The following is a 13,511-nucleotide window of genomic DNA, read 5'->3' on the forward strand; positions in this document are numbered from 1 at the left end:
GGCGGGGAGCGGCATGACACTGACCGGGCGCGGAGGGACGGCGGAGGAGCGGCGGGCGGCCCTCTCCCGGTACGCCCTGCTGCCGCTGCGCCTCTTCCTCGGCATCACGTTCGTCTACGCGGGCGTCGACAAGCTCACCGACTCCGCCTTCCTGGCCGCCCAGGGGCAGGGGTCCCTCGGCGAGCTGATGCGCTCGGTGCGTGACACCGCGGCGATCCCGGGCCTCGTCGACCTGGGGCTGAAGAGCCCCGTGAGCTTCGGTTACGCCCTGGCGCTGGGCGAGCTGGCGGTCGGCCTGGGCACGCTGTTCGGGGCGTTCGCCCGCGTCGCCGCCGCCGGCGGCGCGCTCATCTCGCTCACCCTCTGGCTCACCGTCAGCTGGCCGACCACGCCGTACTACTACGGCAACGACCTGGCCTATCTGATGGCCTGGCTGCCGCTGATACTCGCGGGCGCGCCCCTGCTGTCGGTCGACGCGATGTGGGCCCGCGGCGGCCGGGGGCGCGCCCGGCGCGGCCGGCGCGGACGGTTGTTCAGCTGAGCCCGCCCGGTCCGGGCGTCCGGTCGCCGGACCGGTCGAGGGCCGGGTCCGGGCCGCGGGAGCGGCGCCGACGCACGGCGTAGGCGAGGGCCGAGGCCACGCCGGCCAGACAGAAGCCGGCGGCCAGGGCGGGCAGCACCGCGTAGGAGGGGAAGTGCCACCAGCCGGCGGCCGCGGCCAGATAGGCCGCGCAGCCGCCCAGCAGCACCAGCCCGAGGACCAGCTTGCCGGGATCGAAGTCATGCCGCGGCACGGACCACCTCCACCTGGCCGAGACCGGCCTTGAGCCGCAGTCGCAGGGTGCCGCGCTCCGGCCGTCCGGCGTCCGGCCGCAGGGTCACGTGCCGGTTCTGGCGGGGCTGGACGTCGATGTCGTCGCGCCGCTCGCCGGGCAGCTGGATGTCGCCGACGCCGACCTCGATGGTCACCTCCGCCGTGGCGTCACGGGGCAGGACGACCTTGAGCTGCCCCGCACCGATCTCCGCGCTCGTGGTGGCCGGTGGCGCGTCCCGGTCGAGCGGCACGGCGGACAGGTCGAGCACGCCCACGCCGCTGCCCAGCTCGTAGTGGGCCCGCACGTCGGACGCGGCGGTCGGCCGCCAGGTCTCCCGGGTCCACTCGGTGGTGATGGTCTTGGGCAGGGCGGCGGCGCCGGCGAGGAGCGCGCCGGTCAGCGCGGCCGTGACGATGGTGCCGCCGCCGATGCGCCCGTAGAGCGAACTGGCCGTGATGCCCAGGCCGAAGGCGCCCAGCGCACAGGCCAGGCCGATCTCCAGGGAGGTGCCCAGTGGCTGGTGGTGCCAGGTCAGGCCGGTGCCGAGAGCGGCGGCCAGGAGCGCCAGCAGGAAGGTCCAGCCGCCGAGGTGACGGCCGGTCCGCACCGGGACGGCGCGGGCCCGGCCGGCCGGCGCGGTGTCGTACGGGCCGTCGTCGGGGCCCCACAAGTAGCCGGTGCCGGCGGTCGTCGTGGCGGCGGCCGCGGGGTCCTTGACGGGGTCGCGCCACCAGGAGGGTGTGCCCGGTGCCGGCGGGGCCTGCGTCTCCGGGGGGGCCTCCACCGTCTTGTGCGGCTTGTGGGGCTTGTGGGCACCGGGAGTTGCCTGCTCCGCCGTGGGCGCGCCCTCCGTCTCGTCGGCCGTCTGCCGGTGGCGCGACCAGTAGGCCGCGCCGCTGATGGCGAGGGCCAGCATGAGCGCGAAGGACATCACGCTGCTGTTGTTGAGCATCGACAGGAACAACCCACAGCCCACCAGGGCGAACAGCAGCGCCGTGAGCGCCGGCCCCTCGACCCGGCCCGACAGCAGCCTGCGGACCTCGTTCTCCTCCTCGCCCTCCTGCGGGATCAGCAGCCAGGCGAAGCCGTAGACGATCAGCCCCAGGCCGCCGGTCACGCCCAGCACGCCCAGGACCACGCGGAAGATGACGGGATCCATGTCGAAGCAGCGGCCGAGTCCGCCGCACACCCCCGAGACCACCTTGTGCTCACGGCTGCGCCGCAGCGGTGGCCTCGTCTCCTGCTCGGCGGTGGGTGCTTCCGTCATACGGACATGGTGTCAAGCGGAACGGGCAGGAGGCACCCGAGGTGACCCTGGACGTTCCCTGAGATCGTCCCTGAGAACCTCCGGTTAGGGTGGCGCATCGAACACACATGGGTAACCGGAGGGGCGCGCGGTGTCTGAGACAGGGCCCGGGGCGGCGTTCGGCGTGGGACCGGGGGCCGAGCTGGGCAGGCTGGTTTCCGGGCGCTACCGCCTGGTGGAGCGCATAGGCCGGGGCGGCATGGGCACCGTCTGGCGTGCCGAGGACGAGCTGCTGGCCCGTCAGGTCGCGCTGAAACGGCTGCACGTCCCGCTGGGCCTGGAGGAGGACGAGCTCGCCACCCTCTACGAACGCACGCGCCGCGAGGCCCGCAGCGCCGCCCGGATCAACCACGCCAACGTCGTGGTCGTCCACGATGTGGTCGAGGACGGCGGCCTGCCGTGCATCGTGATGGAGTACGTGCCGTCGACGACGCTCGGCGACCTGCTCAAGCGCGGCACCGTCAGCCCCGACGAGGCCGCGCGCATCGGCCGCGGCATGGTCGCGGCGCTGCGCGCCGCGCACGCCGCCGGGGTGCTGCACCGCGACGTCAAGCCCGGCAACGTCCTGCTCGGCCACGACGGGCGGGTCGTCCTCACCGACTTCGGCATCGCCCACTCCACCGGCACGTCCACCCTGACCAAGACCGGCGAGATGGTCGGCTCGATCGACTACATCGCCCCCGAGCGGGTCAAGGGCGCCAAGCCCGGCCCCGCCGCCGACCTGTGGGCGCTGGGCGCCACGCTCTACCAGGCGTTGGAGGGCCGGCCGCCGTTCCGCAAGGACACCGCCGTCGAGACCGCGTACTCCATCGCCATGGACCCGCTTGTCCCCCCGCGCAACGCCGGCCCGTTGACGAAGCTCGTCGAGACCCTCCTGGCCAAGGACCCGGCCCTGCGGCCCCCGGCGGAGCTGGTGGAGCAGATCCTGCGGGAGCCCGCCGCCGAGCCCGCCACGGCCTCCATGCGGCCGCCGGCGGCCTCCCGGGGCGGCGTCACGGCCGCCGGACCGCCCCCCGGGCCCCCGGCCGGGGCAGGGGCCGGCACGGCGACCGGCACCACCGCCGCCGTGCCCACCGCCGCCACCACGGCCGCACCCACCACCACGTCCCCGACCGCCACCGCGACGGCCGCCACGCCGCGGACTCCGGCCAAGCGGCGCCGGGCCGGCTGGATCGCCACCGCCGCGACCGTCGTCGCGTTGGTGCTCGCCGCCGGCGCCTACGTCCTGTCGAAGGACGGCGGCGCAGACGAGGAAGCGGACGCCGCGCCGCCGAGCGCCACCCCCGCCCCCTCCCGCAGCAGCGACGCCCCGGCCCCGCCCCCCGTCCCCAAGGGGTACCACCTGGTCGAGGAGAAGAAGGTCGGCGTCTCCTTCCCCGTGCCGGACGGCTGGCGGCGCGAGAAGATCGAGGAGAACGACTCGATCGTCTACGTCGACCCGAGCGGACTGGTGGGCCTGCGGGTCTCCGTCCTCGACCTCGCGAGCACCGACCCCCTCCAGCACTGGAAGGACGACGAGGCCAAGTCCCAGGCCGAGGGCAAACTGCCCGGCTACAGACAACTGCGCATGCAGAGCACGACGTACCGGGGGCGCCCCGCCGCGATCTGGGAGTTCACCTTCAAGGGCCGGGCACGCGACTTCCGGGCCGCCGACCTCGGGTTCGGCCGGCCGGGCGAGAAGGAGTACGCGATCTACCTCTCGGCCCCCAAGGCCGAATGGGACCGGCACAAGAAGGTCTTCGACGACGTCAGGGACGGCTTCCGGATGCCCGAGGACCGCTGACCTGGGGATCGGGGAGCCTTCAGGGACGACCCTGATGCCCCACCCCCCGCGGTCATGTGACGATCTGTACATGACCACCGCTCCACGCCCGGACAGCCCACCCCTGCGCAAGCTCTACCGCAGCGCCGACGGGCGGATGCTCGGAGGCGTGGCCCGGGGGCTCGCCGGTCACCTGGGGGTGCCCGTCTCCTGGGTGCGGCTGGCGTTCCTCGCGCTGCTCATGGCGCAGGGCATGGGCGCGTTGCTGTACGCGGTGTTCTGGTTCGTCGTGCCGCTCGGCGTCGGCGGCGTCGAGGTGCCGCGCCCCACGGCGGCGGAGGTCCTGCCGGACGGGCGCCGGCGCCTCGTCCGCAAGCCCGACCGGGGCCAGGTCTTCGCCCTCCTGGCCATCGTCGTCAGCGGCGCCGTCTTCCTCGAACGCCTCCAGCTCGGCCGCGCCAACGCCTACATCTGGCCGCTCGTGCTCATCGGCGCCGGCGTGGCCCTCGTCTGGCGGCAGGCCGACAACGCCCGCCGCGCCCACTGGATGGAGGTCAGCCGCAGCAAGCGCGTCCTGCCGTTCGCGCGCGGCGCGGCCGGCGTGCTGCTCGTCGGCGTCGGCGCCACGGGCATCGTCGTGCTCCAGGGCTCGGCCGAACACCTCGGAACCGTGCTCCAGGCGTCGCTGGCCGTCCTCGTCGGCATCGCGCTGCTGGCCGGTCCCTCGGTCGTACGGATGACGCAGGACCTCTCGGCCGAGCGGACCATGCGCATCCGCGCCCAGGAGCGCGCCGAGGTCGCCGCCCACGTCCACGACTCCGTCCTGCACACCCTCACCCTCATCCAGCGCAACGCCGACGACGCCCGCGAGGTCGCCCGGCTCGCCCGCGCCCAGGAACGTGAACTGCGCGCCTGGCTCTACAACCCCGAGGGCCGCGGCAAGGAGGAGGCCGAGGAGCCCCAGACCGTGGCGGAGGCCGTGAAGGCGGCCGTCGCCGAGGTCGAGGACCACCACGGCGTGCCCATCGAGGTCGTCGTCGTCGGCGACTGCCCCCTGGACGACCGGCTGGGCGCCCAGCTCCAGGCCGCCCGCGAGGCCATGGTCAACGCGGCCAAGTACGGTGGCCAGGGCGGCGCCGTGCAGGTGTACGCCGAGGTCGAAGGGCGTACGGTCTTCATCTCGGTGCGCGACCGGGGCCCCGGGTTCGATCTCGACGCGGTGCCGGACGACCGGATGGGCGTCCGGGAGTCGATCATCGGCAGGATGCAGCGCAACGGCGGCACCGCCCGCGTGCGGTCCGTCCCCGGCGGCGGGACGGAATGGGAGCTGGAGATGGAGAGGGCGGAGAAGGCGTCATGACGACCGAGACCACCGGACAAGCGGCGGAACGACACGTCAGGGTCGTGCTGGTGGACGACCACCGCATGTTCCGCACGGGCGTGCAGGCCGAGATCGGGGCCACCGACCGGACGGGCGTCGAGGTCGTCGGCGAGGCCGCCGACGTCGACCAGGCCCTCACAGTGATCACCGCGACCCGCCCGGAGGTCGTCCTCCTGGACGTCCACCTCCCCGGCGGCGGCGGGGTCGAGGTGCTGCGCCGCAGCGCCGCCATGATGACCGATCAGAACGCCCCCGTGCGCTTCCTCGCCCTGTCCGTCTCCGACGCCGCCGAGGACGTCATCGGCGTCATCCGCGGCGGCGCCCGCGGCTACGTCACCAAGAACATCACCGGCGACGACCTGGTGGACGCGGTGTTCCGGGTCAAGGACGGCGACGCCGTCTTCTCGCCCCGGCTGGCCGGCTTCGTCCTCGACGCCTTCGCCTCGACGGACGCGCCGCCGGTCGACGAGGACCTGGACCGGCTGACGCAGCGCGAACGCGAGGTGCTGCGGCTCATCGCGCGTGGCTACGCCTACAAGGAGATCGCCAAGCAGCTCTTCATCTCGGTGAAGACCGTGGAGTCGCACGTCTCGGCCGTGCTGCGCAAGCTCCAGCTGTCCAACCGGCACGAGCTGACGCGCTGGGCGACGGCGCGACGCCTGGTCTGAGCCGGCCGGGCGCGGCTACGCCCAGACCTGCTGGTGGCGGAAGGCGGCGCCCGCGTGTGTCCAGCGCGCCGCCGTGGGCGGTCGGCCACTTCAGGCCCGATGCGGTGGCAGGCACGGAACCCCTCCCGGTGCGTACGTGACGGAGTCGACGCGCTACGCATCGTAGCAATCCTGCGGTTTCGGTGACCCTCTGCCACGCCGCCCGCCCTCGCGAGGGGAACCTGACCGCCCTCCCCGCCATCTAGCACGGGCGAGAGCACAGCCCCACGAAACGAGAGCCGCCGCCCGATGAGCCTGACGGGAACCCCGTTCTTCCTGACCGCGATCGCCCTGGTCGTGCTCGGCCTCGTGCTCCCCCTCACCCTGTGGGGCAGGATCGGCGGTCCCAAGCTCGTCCGGCACGTCACCCGGATCTTCATGCTGCTGTTCGCGCAGGCCACCGCGATCGTCCTGGTCTTCGTGATCGTCAACAACAGCAACGGGCTCTTCGACAACTGGGCCGACCTGCTGGGCACCGGCGACCACGTCAAGGTGGCGGCCGACCTCGGGCCCGACGGTACCGGCGGCAAGTCGGTCAAGGACGAACCGAAGGTCGTCCAGCCGTTCAAGCCTGCGTCCGACAAGCGCATGGGCCCCGGCGTCCGGGAGACCCAGCTGAAGGGCCGAATATCCGGCGTCGAGGGCGAGGTCTACGTCTGGCTGCCGCCGCAGTACGACGACCCGGCGTACAAGGACAAGAAGTTCCCCGTCGTCGAGGTGCTGCCGGGCTTCCCCGGCTCGGCCAAGGCGTGGTTCGGCACCCTCGACGTCAACACGCAGCTCAAGCCGATGATGGAGAAGGGCGAGGTCGCGCCCTTCATCATCGTGGCCCCGCGCACCACGCTCCTCGGCGACGTCGACACCGGCTGCGCCAACATCCCGGGCAAGGTCAACGCGGACACCTGGCTGAGCGTGGACGTCCGGAAGATGGTCGTCGACACCTTCCGCGTGTCCGACAAGCCCGACGGCTGGGCCGTCGCCGGCTACTCCGCCGGCGCCCACTGCGCCACCAAGCTGGCCGTCGCCCACCCCGACCGCTACCGCGCCGGCGTGAGCCTCTCCGGCTACAACGACCCCTCCGGCGAGCCCGCCTCCCTCACGGCGAAGACGCCGCAGCTGCGCGACGAGAACAACCCCTGGAAGATGCTCCAGCGCGCCAAGACCCCGCCGCACGTGGCGCTGTTCATCTCCGGCGCCGAGGGCGACGGCTACCAGGGCGGACTGGCCATCAAGCAGGCGGCCAAGGCGCCGACGACCGTGCAGGTCACCATGATCCCGGCGGGTGCGGGCGGCCATGGCACGGCCGTGTGGAAGCGGCAGGTGCCGGACGTCTTCCGCTGGCTGACCAAGCAGGTCTCCTACTGACCACCCGCTGACGCGGCTCACACGGGCCGGGACGCCCCCGCGAACGGCATCTCGCTGATCGGCGCGACCCGCACCGGCGCCCCCGGGTGCGGGGCGTGGATCATCTGGCCGTGGCCGACGTAGAGCCCCACATGGCTGATGCCGGAGTAGAAGAAGACCAGGTCGCCGGGGGCGAGCTGGGAGCGGGCCACCCGTCGGCCGGCGTTGATCTGGGTGTAGGTCGTGCGCGGCAGCGACACGCCCGCCGCCTGCCAGGCGGCCTGCGTCAGCCCCGAGCAGTCGAAGGCGGACGGCCCGGTCGCCCCCCACACGTAGGGCTTGCCGATCGCCGAGTAGGCGTAGGCCACCGCCTGGGCGGCGCGTGAGGAGGGGGCCGGGACCGCGGCCTGCACGGAGTCGACCGCCGCGTGTGCCGTGTCCGCGACGTGCGCGACGGGGGCGGCGCCCGTGTCGCCGCCCTCGACGGCCGCCCGCTCCTCGGAGGGCAGCTTCTCCAGGAGGCGCCTGGCCTCCTCGAGCCGCGTCTCGATGATGTGCTTGTGCGCGGCGAGCGCGGCCTGCTCGCCCTTGAGCTCGGCCAGGCGGGCGTCGGCGGTCGTGCGCACCCGCCGTACGTCCCGCAGTTCGTCGCGCACCCGGGCGACGGCGATGGCCTGCCGGTCGCCCGCGCGGTCGGCCAGCGAGGCGTCGCGCAGGAAGCGGTCGGGCGAGTCGGACAGCAGCAGCCGGACGCCGACGGGGACGCCGCCGGAGCGGTACTGGGCGGTGGCGTACGAGCCGAGGGCGTTGCGGGCGGCGTTGAGGCGCTCGGTCTTGCGGGCGGCCTCGTCCGTCAGCCGGTCCAGCGCGGCCCGGGCGCGGTCGGCGCGCTCCTTCACGCCGTTGTACCGGTCGGTGGCGACCTCGGCCTCCTGGTAGTACCGCGCGACCTGTGCCTTCAGCTGGGTGGGGGTGGGCGCCGGGGCGGCGTGACCCGTGCCGTCGAGGGCCGTGGCCGTGGCGGCTCCGGCGAGGGCGAGGGTCACCGCGGTCCGGGCGGCCGTGCTGCCGGTGAACGGGTTCTGCTTGGGCTTTCGGTGCGACGCCACGACGGCCGTCACTTCCTTCCGGTCCGGCACGAGATGCCCGGCGGTGGCCCGTGCGAGGGGGGAGAGGCGGGCCACCGCCGTCTGGAGGAGGACGCTAAACCTGAAGGTCACGTGGAAACGGCCATGACCGCTATTGCCCTGAATCCGCTGTTTGGTGACCGCTCGTGGCCGGTCGGCCGCCGCCCGTACGGAAGGAAGCCGCCCGCGACTGATCGAAGCGGTGTTCCTGCCGGACCTGGCCGTGAGCAGGTGCTATGGCCCCGGCTAGGGTCGCCCCCATGGACGTACTCATTCACGCCGTCGTCGGCCTGCACATCATCGGCATCGCCGCGCTGCTCGGCGGCTTCATGACCCAGATGAAGGCCATGGGCAAGGGCGAGGCCCGCATGGTTCCGGCCATGCTGCACGGCGCGCTGACCATGCTGGTGACCGGCGTCGCGCTGGTCGGCCTCAACCAGGCCGAGGACCACACGGTCAACACCTTCAAGATCGGTGTGAAGCTGGCCCTGCTGATCATGATCCTGGGCCTGGTGTACGTCAAGCGCGACGAGGAGAAGGTCGACGCGGCCTCCTTCGGCGTCGTGGGAGCGGCCACGGCGGCCAACGTCTTCATCGCCGTCCTGTGGGTGTGATCCCCGGTCCCGTGACCGTCGCCGGCTGTGGGAGTGGCCACTGTTGGCGGGATCCGGGACCGGCTGTCAGCGGGGCCGCCTAGACTCGGAAGGCGATGAGCAGCCTCTTTGACGACAGCTTCCTGGCGGACCTGGCCCCCTCCGACGAGGAGCAGCCGCCGCCCCCGGAGGACGCGGCCCCCGAGTCCCTGCCGGACGACCTCTTCGGCGGTGCCTTCGACGCGCCCGTCCCGCGCGAGGCGTACTACCGCGACGGGGCCGCCCGCCCCGTCGTGGACCCCGCGGCGCTGCTGGACGGCATGAACGACCAGCAGCGTGCGGCCGTCGTGCACACCGGCTCGCCGCTGCTGATCGTCGCCGGCGCCGGCTCCGGCAAGACCCGCGTCCTCACGCACCGCATCGCTCATCTGCTGGGCTCCCGCCACGTCCACCCCGGCCAGATCCTCGCGATCACGTTCACCAACAAGGCCGCGGGCGAGATGAAGGAGCGCGTCGAGCAGCTCGTCGGCCCGCGCGCCCACGCCATGTGGGTCATGACCTTCCACAGCGCGTGCGTGCGGATCCTGCGCCGGGAGAGCAAGAAGCTGGGCTTCACGTCCTCCTTCTCGATCTACGACGCCGCCGACTCCAAGCGGCTCATGGCGCTCGTCTGCCGGGACCTGGACCTCGATCCCAAGAAGTTCCCGCCCAAGTCGTTCAGCGCGAAGATCTCCAACCTCAAGAACGAGCTCGTCGACGAGGAGACCTTCGCCGACCGGGCCGCCGACGGCTTCGAGAAGACGCTCGCCGAGGCGTACGTCATGTACCAGGCACGGCTGCGCGAGGCCAACGCCCTGGACTTCGACGACATCATCATGACCACCGTCCACCTGCTGCAGGCGTTCCCGGACGTGGCCGAGCACTACCGCCGCCGCTTCCGGCACGTCCTGGTCGACGAGTACCAGGACACCAACCACGCCCAGTACACCCTGGTGCGCGAGCTGGTCGGCACCCCCGAGAACTGCGGCGAGGAGGGCGTCGCCGAGCTGTGCGTCGTGGGCGACGCCGACCAGTCGATCTACGCCTTCCGCGGTGCCACCATCCGCAACATCCTCCAGTTCGAGGAGGACTACCCGGACGCCACCACGATCCTGCTGGAGCAGAACTACCGCTCCACGCAGACCATCCTCAGCGCCGCCAACGCGGTGATCGAGCGCAATCAGAACCGCCGCCCGAAGAACCTGTGGACCGAGGCCGGCGCGGGCGCCTCCATCACCGGCTACGTCGCCGACACCGAGCACGACGAGGCCCAGTTCGTCGCCGACGAGATCGACCGGCTCACGGACTCCGGCGACGCCAAGGCCGGGGACGTCGCCGTCTTCTACCGGACCAACGCCCAGTCCCGCGTCTTCGAAGAGATCTTCATCCGCGTGGGCCTGCCGTACAAGGTCATCGGCGGCGTCCGCTTCTACGAGCGCAAGGAGGTCCGGGACGTCCTCGCCTACCTGCGCGTGCTCGCCAACCCCGAGGACACCGTGCCCCTGCGCCGCATCCTCAACGTGCCCAAGCGCGGCATCGGCGAGCGCGCCGAGGCCATGATCGACGCGTTGTCGCTGCGCGAGAAGGTCAGCTTCGCGCAGGCGCTGCGCCGCGTGGACGAGGCGTACGGCATGGCGCCCCGCTCGGCGAACGCCGTCAAGCGCTTCAACGCCCTGATGGAGGAGCTCCGCACGATCGTGGAGTCGGGCGCCGGCCCGGCGACCGTGCTGGAGGCGGTGCTGGAGCGCACGGGTTACCTGGCGGAGCTCCAGGCGTCCACCGACCCGCAGGACGAGACCCGCGTCGAGAACCTCCAGGAGCTCGCCGCCGTCGCCCTCGAGTTCGAGCAGGAGCGCACGGAGGAGGAGCCCGGGACGCTGGCCGACTTCCTGGAGAAGGTCGCCCTCGTCGCCGACTCCGACCAGATCCCCGACGAGGACACCGAGGGCGGCGGCGTCATCACGCTGATGACCCTCCACACCGCCAAGGGCCTGGAGTTCCCCGTCGTCTTCCTCACCGGCATGGAGGACGGCGTCTTCCCGCACATGCGGGCCCTCGGCCAGGCCAAGGAGCTGGAGGAGGAGCGCCGGCTCGCCTACGTGGGCATCACGCGTGCGCGCGAGCGGCTGTATCTGACCCGGGCGAGCATGCGCAGCGCCTGGGGGCAGCCCTCCTACAACCCGCCGTCGCGGTTCCTGGAGGAGATCCCCGACCAGTACCTGGACTGGCGCCGAACCGGGCCGGCGACGCCCTCGGCCTCCTCGCTGGGGGCCGGCTCGGGCATCACCTCGGGGTTCTCCTCGTCGTTCGCCTCACGCTCCGGGGGGTCCGGCGGCGGCAAGGCGGGGCCGAGTGGTTTCGCCACGCGGCGGGCCAAGGACCGGCCGGTCGTGGCGCTGGCCATCGGCGACCGGGTCACGCACGACTCGTTCGGGCTCGGCACGGTCGTCGCCGTCAAGGGCGGCGGTGACAACGCCGAGGCCACGATCGACTTCGGGGACGAGAAGCCCAAGCGACTGCTGCTGCGGTACGCGCCGGTGGAGAAGCTCTAGCCGGGGCGGGAGCCGCGGACGCGGCTACGGACAGCTGAAGCGGACGCGGCCCCGGCTTCGGGCGGGGCCACCCGCCCTCATCACGTCGGGTCGAGGTCGTGGCTGCGCAGCCACGGCAGCGGGTCGACGGCCGAGCCGCCGGGCCGTACCTCGAAGTGCAGGTGCGGGCCGGTGGAGTTGCCGGAGTTGCCGGAGTACGCGATGACGTCCCCGGCCTTGACGGACCCGGACCTGACCTTGGTGCTGCTGAGGTGGCAGTACCAGGTCTCGGTGCCGTCCGGCGCCGTCACTATGGCCATGTTGCCGTAGGCGACGTTGTACTGGGTGCGCACCGTGCCGTCGGTGGCGGCCATGACGGGGGTGCCGTAGCTGACGGGGAAGTCGATGCCGGTGTGCACCGACATCCAGTTGACGCCCGCCTGCCCGTACATCGCGCTCAGCCCGTGCTGGGTGACGGGCAGCGAGAACTTCGGCCGCTCGCGCTCCTTGCGCGCGGCTTCCTCGGCCTTGCGCTTGCGCTCCTCGTCCTGGCGGGCCTTGAGGTCGATCCGCTCCTGGGTGCGGTTGGCGCGGGTGGCGAAGTCGTCGGCGCCCCGGCTGAGGCCGGCGAGCTGGGTGTCCAGCTGGCTGTTGGCCGCCGAGAGCTTGACGGAGGTGTCCGGGGCGGCGGCGGCCGTGGCCTTCGGGGCCTCCTTGTCGCCGCCGCTCACGACGGAGGCGGCGGCGATGCCGGCGACGCCCATGACCGCGACCGAGGGAACGGCGACGGTGAGCAGCGCCTTGCGGCGGGGGCGGTAGCCGGCGCGGGAGGGCGCGTTGCTCTTGCGCCTGGCGCTGCGGCCGGGGGCCGGGGCGGTCTCCCGCTGGTGCGAGGGCGCGGTGTCGCGCTCCGCCTCCTCGGCCTCGACGACCGACATGGTGCGGGTCTCGGCGTCGGCGACGGACCGGGCGCCGGGGGCCTGAGCGGCGAGCGCCGGCTCGGCGTCGGGGAGACCGGCGTCGGAGAGGCCGGCCTCCGAGAGGTCGACCATGAGCGTGGGCGTGTGCGGGACGGTCGCCGTGTGCCGCGGCTCGGCGGCGGACTGCGGGCGGTGGTCGTCCATGGACGCGTAGGCGCTGGTGTCCCACATCTGGGTCTGCTGGGTGCTGATGTCCCACTGGCCCGACGGATCGGACTGGCCCGAGGGGCCGCCCGGCTGCGCCGACTGGTCGACGGTGTTCCAGGCCGTGGCCGCGTACTGGCCGGTGGAGTTCCAGCCCTGGTGCTGTGCCTGGTCGTAGGCGCCGGTGTCCCACGGGCCCGACTGGTAGCCCTGGCCGGACGTGTCGTACGAACCGGCCGCGGAGCCGGCCGCGCTCCAGGCGCCCGTGTCCCACTGGCCGCTGTGCGCACCGGAGGTGTCCCACTGGCCGCTGTGGTGGTGGTCGTGACCGTGACCGGTGGGGGCCTGGTCGCCGTAGGTGCCGAGGTCGTGCTGGCCGGTGTCGTGGGCCCCGAGGTCGTGGCCGCTGAAATCCCACGTCTGGGTGTGCCCGGCGACGCCCCACTGGGCGGCGGTGTCCCACTGGCCGGACGTGTCCGACGCGCCGGGAGCGGCCCACTGGCCGGTGTCGTACCCGGCGTGGCCGTCGTATCCGGCGTAGGTCTGCTGACTGCTCTGCTGCCCGTACGGGCCATAGTGCCCGTAGGAACCATCGGGAGCGGGAACGGTCGGGCCGGAGCCCGCCGACGGGTGACGGTCGTTCACCACCACTTCCATTTCGCCTTGGCAGCAGGAGAATTAGCGGCGACTGTACCCGGCGGTATGCGGCGACGACAATCTTCATCACGTTTCAGGCGGCCGGACGCTGGGCATTTAGCCGCCTTTTGGTGGACTGAACCCGG

General features: G+C 72.8%; 11 protein-coding genes. 7 read left to right on the forward strand and 4 right to left on the reverse strand.

Annotated elements, in window-relative coordinates:
- Positions 1–13: 13 nt before the first annotated feature.
- Entirely contained in the window at positions 14–541 is a 528-nt protein-coding gene (locus CYQ11_RS18350; protein ID WP_099201866.1) for a DoxX family protein, read from the forward strand.
- Here the strand turns inward: CYQ11_RS18350 and CYQ11_RS18355 are convergent.
- Both CYQ11_RS18355 and CYQ11_RS18360 read right to left on the reverse strand, forming a co-directional pair.
- The gene (locus CYQ11_RS18355) at positions 534–794 is read right to left on the reverse strand and encodes a hypothetical protein (protein ID WP_181143697.1); all 261 of its coding nucleotides are present in this window, start codon (positions 792–794) and stop codon (positions 534–536) included. The genes CYQ11_RS18350 and CYQ11_RS18355 overlap by 8 nt on opposite strands.
- Entirely contained in the window at positions 781–2,082 is a 1,302-nt protein-coding gene (locus CYQ11_RS18360) for a PspC domain-containing protein (protein ID WP_099201736.1), read from the reverse strand. Before CYQ11_RS18360 ends, CYQ11_RS18355 begins: the two co-directional genes overlap by 14 nt.
- A gap of 238 nt (positions 2,083–2,320) precedes the next feature.
- Between CYQ11_RS18360 and CYQ11_RS18365 the strand changes: the two genes are divergently transcribed.
- From CYQ11_RS18365 to CYQ11_RS18380, 4 genes are all read left to right on the forward strand, one after another.
- Complete coding sequence (locus tag CYQ11_RS18365; RefSeq protein ID WP_099201865.1) at positions 2,321–3,904, forward strand: serine/threonine-protein kinase; 1,584 nt, start codon at positions 2,321–2,323, stop codon at positions 3,902–3,904.
- Positions 3,905–3,974: 70 nt separating this feature from the next.
- Positions 3,975–5,243: an ATP-binding protein gene (locus CYQ11_RS18370; protein WP_099201735.1), complete on the forward strand. Its 1,269-nt coding sequence runs from the start codon at positions 3,975–3,977 to the stop codon at positions 5,241–5,243.
- Complete coding sequence (locus CYQ11_RS18375) at positions 5,240–5,932, forward strand: LuxR C-terminal-related transcriptional regulator (protein ID WP_099201734.1); 693 nt, start codon at positions 5,240–5,242, stop codon at positions 5,930–5,932. Before CYQ11_RS18370 ends, CYQ11_RS18375 begins: the two co-directional genes overlap by 4 nt.
- Before the next feature lie 288 nt (positions 5,933–6,220).
- The gene (locus CYQ11_RS18380; protein ID WP_099201733.1) at positions 6,221–7,336 is read left to right on the forward strand and encodes an alpha/beta hydrolase; all 1,116 of its coding nucleotides are present in this window, start codon (positions 6,221–6,223) and stop codon (positions 7,334–7,336) included.
- Between the two features lie 17 nt (positions 7,337–7,353).
- Here CYQ11_RS18380 and CYQ11_RS18385 read toward each other — a convergent pair whose 3' ends face one another.
- Positions 7,354–8,424 carry a C40 family peptidase gene (locus tag CYQ11_RS18385; protein WP_099201864.1) on the reverse strand — a complete coding sequence of 357 codons (1,071 nt, stop codon included), beginning with the start codon at positions 8,422–8,424 and terminating at the stop codon, positions 7,354–7,356.
- 278 nt (positions 8,425–8,702) lie between these two features.
- Here CYQ11_RS18385 and CYQ11_RS18390 point away from each other — a divergent pair, with 278 nt between their 5' ends.
- Complete coding sequence (locus tag CYQ11_RS18390) at positions 8,703–9,056, forward strand: hypothetical protein (protein ID WP_099201732.1); 354 nt, start codon at positions 8,703–8,705, stop codon at positions 9,054–9,056.
- Between the two features lie 95 nt (positions 9,057–9,151).
- A complete protein-coding gene (gene pcrA / locus CYQ11_RS18395; protein ID WP_099201731.1) occupies positions 9,152–11,626 on the forward strand; it encodes a DNA helicase PcrA in 2,475 nt (824 codons plus the stop codon).
- 80 nt (positions 11,627–11,706) lie between these two features.
- On the opposite strand, the gene CYQ11_RS18400 is transcribed toward pcrA, so the two are convergent.
- A complete protein-coding gene (locus tag CYQ11_RS18400) occupies positions 11,707–13,374 on the reverse strand; it encodes a M23 family metallopeptidase (RefSeq protein ID WP_099201730.1) in 1,668 nt (555 codons plus the stop codon).
- Positions 13,375–13,511 lie beyond the last annotated feature (137 nt).

Origin of the sequence: Streptomyces cinnamoneus, from assembly GCF_002939475.1 — a bacterium.
Classification (GTDB): Bacteria; Actinomycetota; Actinomycetes; order Streptomycetales; family Streptomycetaceae; genus Streptomyces; species Streptomyces cinnamoneus_A.

Coding starts and splice junctions, on each gene's coding strand:
- CYQ11_RS18350 (WP_099201866.1), top strand. CDS start 14: ATGACACTGACCGGGCGCGGAGGGACGGCGGAGGAGCGGCGGGCGGCC.
- CYQ11_RS18360 (WP_099201736.1), bottom strand. CDS start 2,082: ATGACGGAAGCACCCACCGCCGAGCAGGAGACGAGGCCACCGCTGCGG.
- CYQ11_RS18365 (WP_099201865.1), top strand. CDS start 2,321: ATGGGCACCGTCTGGCGTGCCGAGGACGAGCTGCTGGCCCGTCAGGTC.
- CYQ11_RS18370 (WP_099201735.1), top strand. CDS start 3,975: ATGACCACCGCTCCACGCCCGGACAGCCCACCCCTGCGCAAGCTCTAC.
- CYQ11_RS18375 (WP_099201734.1), top strand. CDS start 5,240: ATGACGACCGAGACCACCGGACAAGCGGCGGAACGACACGTCAGGGTC.
- CYQ11_RS18380 (WP_099201733.1), top strand. CDS start 6,221: ATGAGCCTGACGGGAACCCCGTTCTTCCTGACCGCGATCGCCCTGGTC.
- CYQ11_RS18390 (WP_099201732.1), top strand. CDS start 8,703: ATGGACGTACTCATTCACGCCGTCGTCGGCCTGCACATCATCGGCATC.
- pcrA (WP_099201731.1), top strand. CDS start 9,152: ATGAGCAGCCTCTTTGACGACAGCTTCCTGGCGGACCTGGCCCCCTCC.